General features: G+C 40.7%; 21 protein-coding genes. 8 read left to right on the plus strand and 13 right to left on the minus strand.

Annotated elements, in window-relative coordinates:
• Positions 1 to 89 precede the first annotated feature (89 nt).
• On the minus strand, positions 90 to 716 hold the full coding sequence (gene cdaS, locus NST73_RS10000) for a sporulation-specific diadenylate cyclase CdaS (RefSeq protein WP_024718575.1): 627 nt from the start codon (positions 714 to 716) through the stop codon (positions 90 to 92).
• 81 nt (positions 717 to 797) lie between these two features.
• Here cdaS and NST73_RS10005 point away from each other — a divergent pair, with 81 nt between their 5' ends.
• Both NST73_RS10005 and NST73_RS10010 read left to right on the plus strand, forming a co-directional pair.
• Entirely contained in the window at positions 798 to 923 is a 126-nt protein-coding gene (locus NST73_RS10005; RefSeq protein WP_003215647.1) for a hypothetical protein, read from the plus strand.
• Positions 924 to 982: 59 nt separating this feature from the next.
• Positions 983 to 2,350, plus strand: coding sequence for an MATE family efflux transporter (locus tag NST73_RS10010; protein ID WP_144679479.1), 1,368 nt, complete (start codon positions 983 to 985; stop codon positions 2,348 to 2,350).
• Between the two features lie 21 nt (positions 2,351 to 2,371).
• On the opposite strand, the gene bshB2 is transcribed toward NST73_RS10010, so the two are convergent.
• The 4 genes from bshB2 to rarD all read right to left on the minus strand — a co-directional run bounded on the left by bshB2 (position 2,372) and on the right by rarD (position 4,664).
• Positions 2,372 to 3,037 (minus strand): bacillithiol biosynthesis deacetylase BshB2, encoded by a 666-nt coding sequence (bshB2, locus tag NST73_RS10015; protein WP_024718573.1) that lies wholly within the window; start codon positions 3,035 to 3,037, stop codon positions 2,372 to 2,374.
• A 17-nt stretch (positions 3,038 to 3,054) separates the two neighbouring features.
• Positions 3,055 to 3,405 (minus strand): YojF family protein, encoded by a 351-nt coding sequence (locus NST73_RS10020; protein WP_008346474.1) that lies wholly within the window; start codon positions 3,403 to 3,405, stop codon positions 3,055 to 3,057.
• Entirely contained in the window at positions 3,402 to 3,683 is a 282-nt protein-coding gene (locus NST73_RS10025; RefSeq protein WP_008346472.1) for a hypothetical protein, read from the minus strand. The genes NST73_RS10020 and NST73_RS10025 overlap by 4 nt, the downstream gene beginning before the upstream one ends.
• Positions 3,684 to 3,761: 78 nt before the next feature.
• On the minus strand, positions 3,762 to 4,664 hold the full coding sequence (gene rarD / locus NST73_RS10030; protein WP_024718571.1) for an EamA family transporter RarD: 903 nt from the start codon (positions 4,662 to 4,664) through the stop codon (positions 3,762 to 3,764).
• 95 nt (positions 4,665 to 4,759) lie between these two features.
• On the opposite strand from rarD, the gene NST73_RS10035 reads away from it, so the two are divergent.
• Positions 4,760 to 5,233, plus strand: a complete 474-nt coding sequence (locus NST73_RS10035) for a spore gernimation protein GerT (RefSeq protein WP_024718570.1) — start codon at positions 4,760 to 4,762, stop codon at positions 5,231 to 5,233.
• 40 nt (positions 5,234 to 5,273) lie between these two features.
• Here NST73_RS10035 and NST73_RS10040 read toward each other — a convergent pair whose 3' ends face one another.
• Together NST73_RS10040 and NST73_RS10045 are read right to left on the minus strand one after the other, a co-directional pair.
• Entirely contained in the window at positions 5,274 to 5,492 is a 219-nt protein-coding gene (locus NST73_RS10040; protein ID WP_003215921.1) for a hypothetical protein, read from the minus strand.
• Positions 5,493 to 5,567: 75 nt separating this feature from the next.
• Positions 5,568 to 5,900, minus strand: coding sequence for a winged helix-turn-helix transcriptional regulator (locus tag NST73_RS10045; RefSeq protein ID WP_144679477.1), 333 nt, complete (start codon positions 5,898 to 5,900; stop codon positions 5,568 to 5,570).
• A 141-nt stretch (positions 5,901 to 6,041) separates the two neighbouring features.
• On the opposite strand from NST73_RS10045, the gene NST73_RS10050 reads away from it, so the two are divergent.
• The 3 genes from NST73_RS10050 (at position 6,042) to NST73_RS10060 (ending at position 8,593) form a co-directional block, all read left to right on the plus strand.
• Positions 6,042 to 6,659: a nitroreductase family protein gene (locus NST73_RS10050; RefSeq protein ID WP_008346464.1), complete on the plus strand. Its 618-nt coding sequence runs from the start codon at positions 6,042 to 6,044 to the stop codon at positions 6,657 to 6,659.
• Between the two features lie 237 nt (positions 6,660 to 6,896).
• Complete coding sequence (locus NST73_RS10055) at positions 6,897 to 7,115, plus strand: DUF3311 domain-containing protein (protein WP_017359680.1); 219 nt, start codon at positions 6,897 to 6,899, stop codon at positions 7,113 to 7,115.
• Entirely contained in the window at positions 7,100 to 8,593 is a 1,494-nt protein-coding gene (locus tag NST73_RS10060) for a sodium:solute symporter (protein WP_041507073.1), read from the plus strand. The genes NST73_RS10055 and NST73_RS10060 overlap by 16 nt, the downstream gene beginning before the upstream one ends.
• Positions 8,594 to 8,633: 40 nt before the next feature.
• Here NST73_RS10060 and NST73_RS10065 read toward each other — a convergent pair whose 3' ends face one another.
• Positions 8,634 to 10,019, minus strand: a complete 1,386-nt coding sequence (locus tag NST73_RS10065) for a S41 family peptidase (RefSeq protein WP_135009166.1) — start codon at positions 10,017 to 10,019, stop codon at positions 8,634 to 8,636.
• 151 nt (positions 10,020 to 10,170) lie between these two features.
• Between NST73_RS10065 and NST73_RS10070 the strand changes: the two genes are divergently transcribed.
• Entirely contained in the window at positions 10,171 to 10,869 is a 699-nt protein-coding gene (locus NST73_RS10070; RefSeq protein ID WP_144679475.1) for a class I SAM-dependent methyltransferase, read from the plus strand.
• A 92-nt stretch (positions 10,870 to 10,961) separates the two neighbouring features.
• Positions 10,962 to 11,225, plus strand: coding sequence for a hypothetical protein (locus NST73_RS10075; RefSeq protein WP_024718566.1), 264 nt, complete (start codon positions 10,962 to 10,964; stop codon positions 11,223 to 11,225).
• Positions 11,226 to 11,274: 49 nt separating this feature from the next.
• Here NST73_RS10075 and NST73_RS10080 read toward each other — a convergent pair whose 3' ends face one another.
• From NST73_RS10080 to NST73_RS10100, 5 genes are all read right to left on the minus strand, one after another.
• Positions 11,275 to 12,105 carry a M15 family metallopeptidase gene (locus NST73_RS10080; RefSeq protein ID WP_017367458.1) on the minus strand — a complete coding sequence of 277 codons (831 nt, stop codon included), beginning with the start codon at positions 12,103 to 12,105 and terminating at the stop codon, positions 11,275 to 11,277.
• Between the two features lie 68 nt (positions 12,106 to 12,173).
• Positions 12,174 to 12,869 (minus strand): purine-nucleoside phosphorylase, encoded by a 696-nt coding sequence (gene deoD, locus NST73_RS10085; protein ID WP_144679473.1) that lies wholly within the window; start codon positions 12,867 to 12,869, stop codon positions 12,174 to 12,176.
• 110 nt (positions 12,870 to 12,979) lie between these two features.
• The gene (locus NST73_RS10090) at positions 12,980 to 13,297 is read right to left on the minus strand and encodes a hypothetical protein (protein ID WP_007500756.1); all 318 of its coding nucleotides are present in this window, start codon (positions 13,295 to 13,297) and stop codon (positions 12,980 to 12,982) included.
• A 54-nt stretch (positions 13,298 to 13,351) separates the two neighbouring features.
• Entirely contained in the window at positions 13,352 to 13,960 is a 609-nt protein-coding gene (locus NST73_RS10095; RefSeq protein ID WP_047946640.1) for a phosphatase PAP2 family protein, read from the minus strand.
• A 51-nt stretch (positions 13,961 to 14,011) separates the two neighbouring features.
• Positions 14,012 to 14,182: a YozD family protein gene (locus NST73_RS10100; RefSeq protein WP_008346445.1), complete on the minus strand. Its 171-nt coding sequence runs from the start codon at positions 14,180 to 14,182 to the stop codon at positions 14,012 to 14,014.
• Between the last annotated feature and the right edge of the window lie 50 nt (positions 14,183 to 14,232).

A 14,232-nucleotide genomic window follows, 5' to 3' on the forward strand; every position in this document is an offset into this window, starting at 1 on the left:
TCTGTATCAAATGACTTTTTACTTAATTGCCTGTTTTTTCTCCTCAATAAAAAAAGCACCCTTCCCAATGAAGAATGCTGTGTTCATGTTTACTTTCTGATTTCTTGATCTTTTACAGTTAACGGATAGAGGACGCCTTCTTTCGCAAACGACATTTTCCCTGTTTCTTCTGATACCACAAGAACAAGGGCATCGGTCATGCCAGAAAGTCCAATGGCTGCCCGGTGTCTTGTGCCTAGAGAAGGGCTGACTTTTTTCGAGGTGAGCGGTAGGACATTTGCAGCGGAAACAAGCGTGTTTTCTTTCACTAAAAGGGCGCCATCATGAAGTGGGTTTCCAGGATAGAAAATGCTTTCTATTAATGATGCGCTAATTTTCGCATGGAGGTTTGTCCCTTTTTGTATATAATCCTCCACCTCATCTCTCCTTTGAATCACAATCAGTGCGCCATGCTTTTGTTTTGATAAGTTCTCAATGGCTAAAGAAAATTGAGCAAAACCTGGTGTGAATTCTTCCATATATGCTTGTAAATAAAACGAGGAAGCCTCTGCATGCATTTCATTAAACTGATCATGCAATGATTCGAGTTCACAAAGAAGGCATTGTTCCGTCTGGTCAAGGGAATCGACGATTTTCCTTGCATCCATCATAATTTGCGTTAAATGAGATTTCATTTCTAACTTAAACATCGCTTCTTCATTTGTGCGATTGATCATCTCACCATGTCCCTCCTTCTTTCGCTAGTGTCATAAAATAACAAATTGTGCACATTCTATTTGTATGGAGGTGAATTCAATATGACCATTCAAAAAGTGATTCAATATGCTTGCAGCATTTTAGGTGTTGTCAGTCTTTCTTTTATTTATGCCCAAATGTTCAAAAAAACGAAGCCCTCAAAGAAAAATAATCCGACGGAGAATTGATTTTTTTACATAGCGTGATATAATTCCTCTCGTTATTTCTGTTCAGAGAGGAACTTATGATGAGAGAAACGAATAGTATTCGAGCAAAGTTGGCACAATTTTTAACCATATTGATTCCGATTTTAATTACACAAGCAGGTCTTTCGCTCATCACATTTTTAGACACGGTGATGTCTGGAAAAGTGAGTGCAGAAGACCTGGCAGGTGTAGCGATCGGTTCGAGTATTTGGACACCTGTTTATACTGGTCTCGCTGGTATTTTAATGGCTGTTACCCCTATAGTGGCTCAGCTGATGGGCGGCGGCCGCAGGGAAGACGTTCCTCGTGCAGTCTTCCAGGCCATTTATTTATCTTTTCTTTTAAGTATCGTGGTGATTGTTATTGGATCGTTATGTGTTCCTTTTATTTTAGGGAGACTTGGGCTTGAACCATCCGTAGAAACCATTGCCCGTCATTTTCTCAGCTTCCTTGCTATTGGGATCATCCCGCTTTTTGGTTATTCAGTCATGAGATCGTTCATTGATGCATTAGGAAAAACACGTGTGACGATGTTCATTACGTTAACCGCACTTCCTATTAATTTTGTTTTAAATTATCTCTTTATTTTTGGAAACTTTGGGTTTCCAAAGCTTGGCGGTGCAGGGGCAGGTCTTGCATCTGCGCTGACGTATTGGGCAATTTTCATCATGAGTATTTGTATTGTCATCAAAGCCGAACCGTTTGCATCCTTTCGGTTGTTTCAGACATTACCTCGTTTTAACGTCTCCCGAATGGGTCAAATACTGAAAATCGGTATCCCTATTGGGTTTGCGATCTTTTTTGAAACAAGTATTTTTGCAGCTGTCACGCTCTTAATGGGTCACTTTGATACCGTGACAATCGCCAGTCACCAAGCAGCGATGAACTTTGCTTCTATTTTATATATCCTGCCGCTTAGTATCTCAATGGCTTTAACGATTGTTGTAGGTTTTGAAGCCGGTGCCATGCGGTATAAAGACGCAAAAAGCTACAGCTATATTGGCATTGCAACAGCTGTTTTGTTCTCATTATGTACCGCAGCACTCATCTTGTTATTTAGACCTGAGATCGCTGGTTTATATACAACTGAATCAGCTGTTTTACAAATGACACAGCACTTTTTGATGTATGCGATCTTTTTCCAGCTGTCAGATGCGATCGCCGCACCAATTCAGGGAGCTCTACGCGGGTATAAAGATGTGAATTATACACTGATTGCTGCGTTTGTCTCTTACTGGGTCATCGGCCTTCCAGCTGGCTACTTGATTGGCACGTATACCTCATTTGGAGCGTTCGGTTATTGGATTGGTCTGATTACTGGGCTTGCCGCAGGTGCCATCGTCCTATTTGTTCGTCTTAGATTGATTGAAAGACGTATGCATTCTGATACAACAGGAAAAGGCAGCTGACTGAAGTCAGCTGCCTTTCATTTAGTCATTCCATTGATACGTCCAGAAAATTTCTTCATCAAACCATTTTTGAACGACTGGTTCTTTGTTTTTCAACTTTTGTTCAAGCTCTCTTAGCATGCCTTCTGTTTGTGTTCTATGCGCTCTTAGTGCATTTAATTTGATATCGGCTACATCCGTAATATCAATCACAATATCGGCATTTCCTAGCACTTCTTCTCGATTTTTCGTAATGGCCATACAGTATGTGACGGGACGGTCTTCTTTTTTCTTGCGGTATAGAGCACGAATGACCGCTTCACCTGTCGCGTCATGATCAGGGTGTACACCATGACCTGGATAAAATGTGACAATAAGGGTTGGTTTCACTTCATCAATAATACTTTCCATCACATCCGCTAAATACTCATCATCTTCAAATTCCAACGTTTTATCCCGAAGACCAAGCATTCGCAAGTCTGTGACATCCATTTCTTTACATGCATTGATTAATTCCTGTTTTCTTAATTCAGGAAGTGTCTCACGGTTAGCATATGTTGGACTTCCCATATTTCTTCCCATTTCTCCAAGTGTCCCGCATGCATACGTCACTGGAATTCCACGTTTTCTGCTTTGCGCGATGAGCCCTGCGACCCCGAAGGATTCATCGTCGGGGTGAGGCAGCATCACAAGTACATGTTCGTTCATCACTGTTCCCCTCTCTCCTACACCTGAAATGGTGTTTCACTAATTTGTAATGAGATCGCTAGTTTTCCGTCTGGCAGGTGACCTGCTAACAGCAGGCGGCCTTGTTCATCAAACACGTAATCGGTTAAACCTTCTGCGTAAATCCAGCCATCTTCTGTTTTCATTCCGACTCGGTATGGACCTTGTCCTTTTATTTTCGCCTGTGAATAGACGACTTTTGCGTTGCGGATATACGCCACGACCGTCATATTTTGTTCATTCACATGAGCTGAATAAGAACCAGTTGTCGTTTCAAGATGAACGAAGACTGGCCGATTTAAAAACGATTCAAGATGTGCTGTGACATCTTCCGTTTGAATTGGTTTCATGAGTGGTTCCTTCCTTCATTTTGAATTAGTTCTCGCAGCTTTTTCGTATGTAAGCTGATCAGCTGTAGTTGATGACCCTGTTCAATCGTGCTTTCTAAAATTCTTTCCACAGCGAGTACATACTTTTGATGCAATGACTTTCTTGCGCGAGGATGGGTGCGTGCATCAAGCAAATCATCTCGTATCGCCTCGTGTAATGAAGTCATATCCACTACATCAAGCTGCCGATTTTTCCATAAAGATTGATAAGCGTGTGCAAGCTCATCGACTGATGACATGTGATCACCTCTACAGTTTTGGTAACAACTTATTATGACATGATCCGCCTGCAAAAAAAAGCAAACTGCTTCGTTTCTTTAATGAGAATTCGCTGTTTTTTTCATTCGCAGTTGAGAGGTTGTAAATAGTAAAATCGCCACCCAAATACAGAGGAATGTCACGATTTTTGCTGCAGATAAGTGTTCGTGATACACAAACAGCCCCAAAAAGAGTGTAATGGTCGGTGCAATATACTGCAAAATACCAACTTGATATAAAGGAATTCTTTTGGCCCCTTCAGAAAATAAAAGAAGCGGTACAGCTGTAAAGACACCTGCAAAAAATAATAGCCCAAGAGAGCCGAAGCTGCTCGGATTCATCGTGACAACAGGTTCTTTTAAGAAGAAGAATAAGTAAACAAGCGCAGCTGGTGCAAGAAGCAGTGTTTCAATGGTTAATCCAATGGCACTCGTAAAACTCATCCTTTTTTTAATCAGTCCATAAAACCCAAAACTAAAAGCCAATACGAAAGCCACGACAGGAAATGAGCCGTACTGAACAGTTGAGATGATGACCCCAGCTGCGGCAATGAGAATGGCGGTGGTTTGCATTTTATTCAGTCGTTCTTTTAAGAAAATGATGCCTAGTAAAACTGATACAAGCGGATTAATATAATACCCTAAACTCGCTTCCAGCATAAGATCGTGATTTACCGCCCAAATGTATACATACCAGTTGACCGAAATTAAAATAGCCGATAAAAGTAATGAAAAAAGTGCTTTTCCATCTATCATCAGACCTTTCACAGTCTGCATCGCTGGACGGACTTGCTTTAAATATAAAAGAATACCGCACATAAAAACAAAGGACCATACTATTCTGTGCGCTAAAATTTCGCCTGACGAAATATGCTCCATCAGTTTCCAATATAATGGGAACAACCCCCATAATGTAAAAGATGCAGCCGTATATAAGACACCTTTTGATTGTTGTTCGTTCAATCTAACCATTCCTTTCTAAACCTATCGTATATTATAGCACGCACATCACTTTATGGGCATATACTAATTCAGGGCATTTAGAAAGGATGATTTGCATGTTTGACTGGAACCGATTATTCCCTTTTCAAAAGCAATTTTCAAAAGAAGCGTTAAAAAATTCAGATCCTAAAGACGTTGAGCAATATGTCAATCAAGTCATGGAAAGTGTTTTCGGCTCCAATTATTCTGCTCAATTCCCCTTTCAGGATCCGCTGTCTCAGCAGCAGAAAACAAGAGAGACAGACGATAAAAAAAAGAAAGAGCCGAATGTTGAAGTATTTGAGACGACAGATCACGTGTTTGTCAAAATAGAGCTCGATCGTCCGAACACGGAAAAAGTAAAAATCAAACATACAGCCAATCTGCTGTTTATTGATCATTTTCCTGAAGAGAATAAACAAAAGAAGGTTGTCCTGCCTGCTGCTGTGAAAAGAAAAGGAACGAAGGCTTCGTATCAAGATGGTATTTTAGAAATTATGTTTTTAAAGCATGATGATCCAGGCATTTCTGAAATTGATATTCCATTATAAAAAGCCTGCTTTGAAATGGAAGCAGGCTTACTCTTTTTTCTTAATAATATGGTGGATATCCGCCGCCATAAGGTGGTGGAACAGGCGGTGGTGGTGGCGGGTAATATGGACGAGGATAATTAAAAATCGCACTTCCTAGAAATCCGCCAAGCAGTCCGCCGACTAAAGGAGCGCCAAAACCAAAAAACAAAGGGACTCTAGATTCATATGGCGGAATGCCAGGGGCACCGCCTCGAAAATACGGAGTATGAGGGTACATGCATTTCTCCTCCTTTGTCATGTGCCTAACATCAGCATATTCATTAGGAGACAAAACGTTTGGGCAAACCTAAAACTAGGCTTGCTCTTTTTTTTCACGAGATCCAGCATACTCCCCTGCCCAGCGCGATACTTCTCCGAACACACCATGTAATGCACTCCCTTTTTCGGTTAGACAATAGATGACTTTGACTGGCGTTTCAGGAAGTACAGTGCGCTTTATGATTCCTTCTTGCTCAAGCTCTTTTAAGCGTTCTGCGAGCATTTTTTGACTGATGGATGGAATAATGTCCGTCAGGTCTTTAAACCGCTTCGGACCATCAAGCAATACATGAATGATGAGACCATTCCACCTTTTTCCAAGAAGCAAAAAAGCTTGCTGAATGTTTGGACATAATTGAAATTCCATATATTTCAGCCTTTCTTTTCATAATCGTTTGACAAACTAACGGTATACAATTTAAAATATATCTCTAGTTACAATAAGTAAGTTTCTCACTTTTTTATTTATTGTACCATACTATTTGCAAAAACGGGAGGAAATATCCATATGGCGAGCGATCAAAAAACGATTGACATTTTAAAAGAAAGAGCTTCAGTAAAAGAGTATGATACAACTCATGAAATGACAAAAGAAGAGTTAAAAGAGCTTCTTGATATCACAACAAAAGCACCATCTGCTTGGAACCTTCAGCATTGGCATTTCACTGTTTTCCATAGTGCTGAATCAAAAGCAAAACTTCTTCCAATTGCTTACAACCAAAAACAAGTCTCACAAGCATCAGCTGTGATTGCTGTGCTAGGTGACCTTGAAGCCAATCTAAAGGGTGAAAAAATCTACAGTGAGCTAGCAGAACAAGGCTTCATCACAGAAGATATTAAAGAAACACTGATGACGCAAATCAATGGTGCATACCAAAGCGAGCAATATGCACGTGAAGCTGCGTATTCAAACGCTTCGTTAGCTGCTATGCAGTTAATGATTGCGGCGAAAGCAATGGGATATGATACATGCGCAATGGGCGGTTTCAGCAAAGAAGCGTACGTAAAAGAATTCAATGTGAGTGGTCGATACGAACCAGTGATGTTGATTTCTGTCGGGAAAGCAGCAAAAGAAGCTCACAAAAGCAATCGTTTTGACATCGAAGAAGTATCTGATTTCCTATAAAAAACGGCACAGTCTCAGCGTCATGCTGGGGCTTTTTTATTTGCTCTAAATATTATTTTTCCATACTTATTTTCAAGTCTTCCTTTCTCATTCTTCAGTATTTACCTCTTTTTAAAAATGAAAGCGTTATATTAGTATGATATTCATAAAAATGATTGTTTTTTCTGAAAATGGTCTTGTGATCTAATCTGACAACTGCTATTATTATGAAATTACAAAATATTAGAGGAGGAAAACATGAACAAAAAACTGATACTGGCGCTACTCATCGCGATTCCATTCATTGGACAGCTTGCACTGCTCCCCTTTGTGAATCGTATTCATCCATTTGTCATCGGGCTGCCTTTTTTCCACTTCTGGCTCTTACTATGGATTGTACTCACACCCGTTTGCACATTTATCATTTACAGGATGCAACATTCAAATGGAGGAACTGACGAATGCAAGGAAACTTAACAGCTTTATTGATTACTGCAAGTATCATTTTCATCGTCGTGGTCATCGGTTTTGCCGCTGGTCGTGATAAATCATCAAGACAATCAGTCGAAGAATGGTCTGTTGGCGGGAGAAAATTTGGCGGGCTTCTCGTCTGGTTCCTTGTTGGCGCAGACTTATATACTGCTTATACCTTTTTAGGGCTCACAAGTACAGCTTATACAGCAGGAAGTGTTGCTTTTTTCGCTATCCCCTATTCCGTTCTTGCTTATTTTATTGCGTATTTCTTCTTACCAAAACTTTGGACGGTTGCAAAAAATCACAAGCTGACAACACTTGCTGATTATGCACGTGAGCGATTTGACAGTAAACTGTTATCCAGTTTGATTGCCATTGTTGGTGTACTTATGCTCATTCCATACATTTGTCTTCAGCTAAGCGGGATTCAAGATACGTTAACTGTCGCTGGAACGAGTTATATTAATGTGAATGCAGTGGTTATGATTTCATTTATTTTAGTTGCACTTTATACATTTTTCAGTGGTATTAAAGGTCCTACATATACAGCCATTATTAAAGATATTCTTGTTTGGGTGATCATGCTCTTTATGGTCGTTTCCCTCCCGATTATTCATTTTAACGGCTGGACACCAATGATGAATACGTTAGCTAAGGAGGCCCCACAGCTTCTGACGATTCCTGAAAGCGGCCCTAAAGGCATTTTGTGGTTTATTACCGCATCAGGTGTTTCTGCACTCGCATTATTTATGTGGGCTCATGCAGCAACTGGTGTTTTCACAGCCAAAAGCGCAGATGCCATCCGTAAAAACAGTATGTTTTTACCTCTTTACAACATTGTATTGATTTTGGTCATCTTCCTTGGCTTCATTGCCTTTTTAGTCTTACCGGAAGATACAAATCCAAGATTTGCTCTTCTTCATTTAATTCAGACGTCATATGGCGGCGTGATGCAGGGGCTTGCGTATTCAACGATTGCACTTGCTTCTCTCATTCCATGTTCGATCATGGCCATTGGGGCGTCGAATTTATTTGCCAATAATTTGTACCGTGATTTAATCCATCCAAATGTGTCACCTAAACGGTTAACGATCATTACACGTTCGATGGTATTTATCGTGATCGGGCTTGCTCTTTTATTCGGTATGCTGTTCCCGACTGCGCTTGTCACGCTTCAGCTGATCGGTGTTTCTGGAATGGTTCAAATTTTCCCAGCCATTGCCATCAGCTTGTTCTGGAAAAAACAATCGAGAGAAGCAACGATTGCGGGGCTCATCGTAGGAATTATCGTGACCTTTACAGCGAATATGACACAAATGACATTCGGCCTTTATGAAGGCTTTCTCGGTTTACTAGCAAACGTTGTGGTCATCCTGATTTTGAATCCATTCTTCCAGAAGAATGTCACATCTAATTCTGTGACAAGTGATTTGTTTGAAAAGAATGGGAAAACAACGGAACCTGTGGCTAACAAAGCGTAACACAAGAAAAAAAGCAGTCCCCTGATGAGGGCTGCTTTTTCTATTTCATTTCTTTTTTCAACACTTCAATGGCTTTTTTCATTTGCGTATCATTTTTCTTGAGCTTATCTTGGATGTTTGTCATCAGTACCGTCGTTGTGTCCCCTGTCAGAATACCATCAGCCTTTAGATCGTGATCTGATTGGAACCTTTTCACGACCGACTGGAATGCTTGATCATATTCTCCATTGGCTTTTGCTTTGTAGCCAAGCGCTTGGAACATTTTTTGAGCCGCTTTGACTTCATCTCCATCATCATTCAGTTGATACGTCTTTTTCGGACTTAAATATGGCAGCTTCGCATAACTCGGCAGAGATGCTTTCACCTGTGGCTCAATTCCTTTTTTGTGAATCCAAGACCCGTCTGGTGTCAGCCACTTGGCAATGGTTAATTTCACACTAGAACCATCATTGTAGCTTTGGGCATTTTGAACAGTCCCTTTACCAAATGTCTTTTCTCCAACAAGTTGAATGCTAGAGGATTGGTGCAGAGCTGCCGCCATGATTTCAGCAGCACTCGCTGAACCGCCGTTTACAAGAACAACTGCCGGCTGATGAACTTTGCGTTCTTTTTCCGCTTTGTACACTTGTTTCTTTCCTTTTTCCTCAACCTGCATAATGACTTTTCCTTTATCGATAAAGTCATTGCTCATTTCAATTGCTTCTGTCATAATGCCGCCTGGATTATCTCTCAGATCAATGACAAAACCTTTTGCCCCTTTTTTCTCGAGGTCATCAATCGCTTTATCTAACTCTTTAGACGTCGTTTCAGCAAAAGACGTGATTTGGATTTCGCCTATTTTATCTTTTGTTAGTTTAGCATACACCGTTTCAAGCGGGATGGTATCTCTTGTGATTGTCACATCCACATTTCCAACACCTTGTCGGTTCAAATGCAGTTTGACATCCGTTCCTTTTTTCCCTCTGATAAGAGAAACGGCTTTATTCACTGACATACCTTTTGTACTTTTACTATCCACTTTTAAAATACGATCATGAGGTTTCAAACCAGCTTTTTCAGCAGGAGAGCCTTTAATCGGTGCGACAATTAAAATTTGTCCATCCTTCTCTTCTACTTGTGCACCAATTCCTTCAAATGAAGATGAAATGGTGTTGTTAAACCCTTCGGCTTCCTCCTGATCCATATATGTAGAGTATGGATCATCAAGTGATGCAATCATGCCTTGAATCGCACCGTCTACTAGTTTTTGATCATCCGTTTTTTCGTAATACTCGTTTTTTACCTTCGTATATGCAGCCATGAGTTTACTAAACTTCTCATCTCCTGAAACGCTGACAGCACCTTGTTTTGTGATCACAAATGTAATCGCTGAGGAAAGTGCTGCTGTCACCAGAATGGCTATCACGAACTTGAATTGTTTTTTCAAAAAAACACCACCTTTATCTCCTTTCATTATTATCAAGGACGATTCTTCATCCGTCAACCAAAGGATCAAACTTCTATTTGAAAAGATAAGCCATTTAGCCCTGCAATGCATAATCTTTAGAGAGAAACATGATAAAGAAAGAAGGGATTCCATGAGTGACTATGTAGAAATGCTTGCCTATTTTGGGGTATCAGGTGCCCATCCTGGTGGAATTGAGCTAACAAAAACGATGATTGAGCATCTTAACTTGGCGTCTGACGATCGTATACTGGATGTTGGATGCGGCACAGGACAAACAGCCACCTATTTAGGACATTTAGGTTATGAAGTAGAGGCGATTGATACACACCCTTTGATGATTGAAAAAGCCAATCTGCGATTCGAGCGGGAACAACTACCTTTCCGTGCACAGCAAGGATCGATCGAACACCTGCCATTTGCGGATGACTCGTTCTCTCTACTGATCAGTGAATCTGTTTTAAGCTTCACCCATTTACCTGCTGCGCTTGCTGAGATAAAACGGGTGCTTGCTCCTGGAAAACAATTGATCGCAAATGAGGCTGTGTTAAAAGTGCCGATTTCCTCAAAAGAACAGGCAGCCATTCGGGAGTTTTATGGGTTTCACTCCCTCTTTTCATTTTCTGAATGGAAAAAACAGTTAGCGTCCGCAGGATTCCGTGACATTCAGATTCTCTCATTCGATGAGCACATGGTGCAGGAGGAGCCGACCGAAATGGAATTATCAGATCAAATACCACCTTCTCTTTATGATACATTGCAGACACACTATGACCTGATTCAAACACACCGAGAACATCTGAGTCACCTTGTATTTGAATGTACAGTATAAAATGAGCGAATCTCCTATATGTTTTGTCCAAACTCTATGAAGTCTTTCGCATAGGATAAGAGTGAAAAGAGTTTGTCATAAGGAGGAAAAACATGGAGCGCTACTATAAACTTTGTCAGCAGCATATGGGGAAAGTAGCTAGAATTACTGATCGTCATGGCAGAGTACATGTTGGACGTATTGAGCGGGTGACAAACCGCAAAGTTTATATCCGACCAGTCGGCGGGTCCCGCGGGGGCTTAGGATTTGGCTATTACGGAGGTTATTACGGAGGCTATTATGGCTGGGGTCCAGCTTATGGCATTGGACTCGGTTTTATTACCGGCTTCGCATTAGCAGGTTTGCTCTTTTTTTAAAACGGCGTATAAAAGAAGGCCTCCCAGCTTCGGGAGGCCTTTTATTTGTTTATATTTTCTTCACTTTGTTCATGTACTCTTCGAATGTTAAATCATGATCATGCATCGCTTTTGCAGCTTCTTTCCCTACATAGCGCAGGTGCCACGGCTCATATTCATATTTCGTGATGTCTTCTTTCCCTTTTGGATAACGAATGATAAAGCCATATTTATAAGCATTTTTGGCTACCCATTTACCATCAGGTGTTTCACCAAATTTTTCAGAGATTTCAAAGCCGGCACTTTTTGAGGAAATATCCATAGCTAGACCTGTTTGATGTTCACTTTCCCCTGGTAAGGCTACGGCTTCTTGGGCTTTTTCTTTCCCTTTTAGTTTCACTTCACTATCAAAAATGACTTTTTGACGGTCATAGGAACGATAGCCCGATACTGCAGCAAGCTCAAAGTTTTCCTTTTTAGCACCTTTGAATAACTTCGCAAGTGCCTCCGCTGCTTCTTTTCGAATATATCGTTTTTCAATATCCTCTGAAAAAGAGAATTCCACTTTTGGTACAACGAGATCAGAAGGTTTATAGGTTCCTGGCAGTGCATATTCTTTGTTCACTAAAGCAAGCACATTTTCAGGGTTTTGAATGGTCTTCAGTCCGCTCACTACCTTGATGTCATTGAAATATTCACTCTTTAACGTCAGCTCTTGATTAGATGAATCTGCCGTATCGTTTGAGTTTTGCTGGGGTGATGAACTTGCTGCGTTCTTTTGTTCGTTTGTTTTGTTAGATTCAGTGGTACCGCTTTTCTGATCCAGCAACTGGCAACCTGATAATGCGGCCGTCAAACCAAGAATCGATGCGATTGAGAGTATTTTATAGCTTTTCTTCATGACATACCTTCCTTTTGCTCTACTAAAAAAATAAAGATGCGCTACATCGTAGCACACCCTTTATACTATTATAAAACAGAATCTAGTGCAATTAAGATCATTTCGTCAAATGTCGTTTGACGCTCTTCAGCAGTTGTTTCTTCTCCTGTTAGCACATGATCACTCACTGTCAGAATCGACAACGCTTTTCTGCCAAATTTTGCAGCAAGCGTATAAAGAGCCGTTGTCTCCATTTCGATCGCTAGAATTCCATATTGGTCCATCAGCTCAAGTGGTTTTTCATTATAAAATTGGTCTGCTGTAAATACATTCCCAACACGCACAGCTACATTTTTCGCTTCTGCTGTGTCGTAGGCTTTTTTCAGTAAACCAAAATCAGCACATGGTGCGTAATCAATCGGTCCAAATGCCACACGGTTCATTTGAGAATCTGTTGATGATGTTTGAGCTAAGATGACGTCACGTACATTGACATCTTTTTTGATCGCTCCGCAAGAACCGACACGGATTAAGCTTTGAACATCATAGCTTTGGATCAGCTCATTCACATAGATCGAAATAGACGGTACGCCCATTCCAGTACCTTGTACAGAAATGCGTTTTCCTTTATATGTTCCAGTATAACCATACATGCCGCGCACTTCGTTATAGCACACAACATCTTCTAAATATGTATCTGCAATATATTTCGCACGAAGCGGATCGCCTGGCAGCAATACCGTTTCTGCAATTTGTCCTTTTTCTGCTCCAATATGTACACTCATTTTTTAGCCTCCACTTACGTTTAACATGTGTTTAGTCCCATTTATTATAAACGATTGAGATCAAAAAAGAAAATACCAGCTGAAAGTAAAGCTGGCATCGTCGTTTATATTTAACTCATCGTCATTAGGCGTTCACTGCGTTTCCATCCTGCCGGAAAGAGCTGGTAGTAGCACTTCCCTTTTTTCTGGTCATCAATCACAACGATATCCCCTGTTGTGATAAACCGTGCATTGTAATCATTAGGGACTGTATCTTGTACATTAAATGTCGAGAATGCTTTTTCTAGTACATCAAGGTGTGTCCTGCCGCCAATCTTTGTCCGGTACACAGGCTGATGCCCGCTTTCTGCACCATATTCAGGTGTTTGATAAATGGTTAAGTGATAAGCTGAAGGTTTCTTTTGAAAAAATCTCAACGTCAATTGCATTCAAATCCCTCCCCTTTTATATAAAATTGGCTGGGATCTATGAATTTCCTTCTTCTATTTTTGTCGAATGACGGACAATTTTTCGTCAATCTTTTTACATATGAGAAATAAAGCTAGTCCTATCGCAAAGCCCCCTGCTACATCAGTGACATAATGAACACCGATATACATCCTGCTGATGCCGATCATCAGCACACAACATCCTGTCACCATGTAGACTGCTTTTTGTCTCTTTTTCAGCCACGGAACCATTTCAATTAATAGATAGGCGATAAATGGATAGATCGTTGCTGCATTCATAGAATGACCGCTCGGAAAGCTGTAATAGGTCTCATTCACTAGATGATCAAAGGCTGGACGCTCTCTAGCAAACAGTCCTTTCAGTTCATGATTGACCGTTTTTTCTGCTATATATAGTAGAAAAAGCAGCATAATAGAGTGGTAGCGTTTATACATAAACAGCACCACGCTAAAGATGAGCATGATTGGGACAAGCAGCGCACTGATACCAAAGTCAGTCAAAGTCAGCATGACATCATTTAAAAAAGGAAGTCTGATGTTTTCAAACGATAAGATGATCTGGTTGTCCAACTCCTGGAACATGCCAGACACCATAAGCGCAGCGATGGCGCCAAACAAAAGGAAAAAAATGATGACATACACGCGAAACAATTCCCCTCCCTTTCTACTCAGAATCTCTTCAAAGTATAGTGCCTACCGCGCCTCTTCTTCAACTATCATTGCTTTCCTCAGCATATATTCAAATGTAATATCGGCAAGCTCAAACGTTTCCAGCTCAGATGGTATGTACCCTCTTTTGACCAGCTCCGTGTAGAAGAATTCTGCAATTTCCTCTGTATCAATCACCAAATCTGCTTCTTTCATTGCTTTCCGCCTCCTTTTTTATGATGTATGAACGTCGCCTTATTTTTATT

This window comes from Bacillus sp. FSL W7-1034, from assembly GCF_038593365.1.
Lineage (GTDB): Bacteria > Bacillota > Bacilli > Bacillales > Bacillaceae > Bacillus > Bacillus altitudinis.

Coding starts and splice junctions, on each gene's coding strand:
- NST73_RS10060 (WP_041507073.1), top strand. CDS start 7,100: ATGCAAGGAAACTTAACAGCTTTATTGATTACTGCAAGTATCATTTTC.
- NST73_RS10025 (WP_008346472.1), bottom strand. CDS start 3,683: ATGTCATCAGTCGATGAGCTTGCACACGCTTATCAATCTTTATGGAAA.
- NST73_RS10045 (WP_144679477.1), bottom strand. CDS start 5,900: ATGGAATTTCAATTATGTCCAAACATTCAGCAAGCTTTTTTGCTTCTT.
- cdaS (WP_024718575.1), bottom strand. CDS start 716: ATGATCAATCGCACAAATGAAGAAGCGATGTTTAAGTTAGAAATGAAA.
- NST73_RS10020 (WP_008346474.1), bottom strand. CDS start 3,405: ATGAAACCAATTCAAACGGAAGATGTCACAGCACATCTTGAATCGTTT.
- NST73_RS10080 (WP_017367458.1), bottom strand. CDS start 12,105: ATGAAGAAAAGCTATAAAATACTCTCAATCGCATCGATTCTTGGTTTG.
- NST73_RS10055 (WP_017359680.1), top strand. CDS start 6,897: ATGAACAAAAAACTGATACTGGCGCTACTCATCGCGATTCCATTCATT.
- deoD (WP_144679473.1), bottom strand. CDS start 12,869: ATGAGTGTACATATTGGAGCAGAAAAAGGACAAATTGCAGAAACGGTA.
- NST73_RS10075 (WP_024718566.1), top strand. CDS start 10,962: ATGGAGCGCTACTATAAACTTTGTCAGCAGCATATGGGGAAAGTAGCT.
- NST73_RS10090 (WP_007500756.1), bottom strand. CDS start 13,297: ATGCAATTGACGTTGAGATTTTTTCAAAAGAAACCTTCAGCTTATCAC.
- bshB2 (WP_024718573.1), bottom strand. CDS start 3,037: ATGAACGAACATGTACTTGTGATGCTGCCTCACCCCGACGATGAATCC.
- NST73_RS10040 (WP_003215921.1), bottom strand. CDS start 5,492: ATGTACCCTCATACTCCGTATTTTCGAGGCGGTGCCCCTGGCATTCCG.
- NST73_RS10070 (WP_144679475.1), top strand. CDS start 10,171: ATGAGTGACTATGTAGAAATGCTTGCCTATTTTGGGGTATCAGGTGCC.
- NST73_RS10010 (WP_144679479.1), top strand. CDS start 983: ATGAGAGAAACGAATAGTATTCGAGCAAAGTTGGCACAATTTTTAACC.
- NST73_RS10100 (WP_008346445.1), bottom strand. CDS start 14,182: ATGAAAGAAGCAGATTTGGTGATTGATACAGAGGAAATTGCAGAATTC.
- NST73_RS10005 (WP_003215647.1), top strand. CDS start 798: ATGACCATTCAAAAAGTGATTCAATATGCTTGCAGCATTTTAGGTGTT.
- NST73_RS10050 (WP_008346464.1), top strand. CDS start 6,042: ATGGCGAGCGATCAAAAAACGATTGACATTTTAAAAGAAAGAGCTTCA.
- NST73_RS10035 (WP_024718570.1), top strand. CDS start 4,760: ATGTTTGACTGGAACCGATTATTCCCTTTTCAAAAGCAATTTTCAAAA.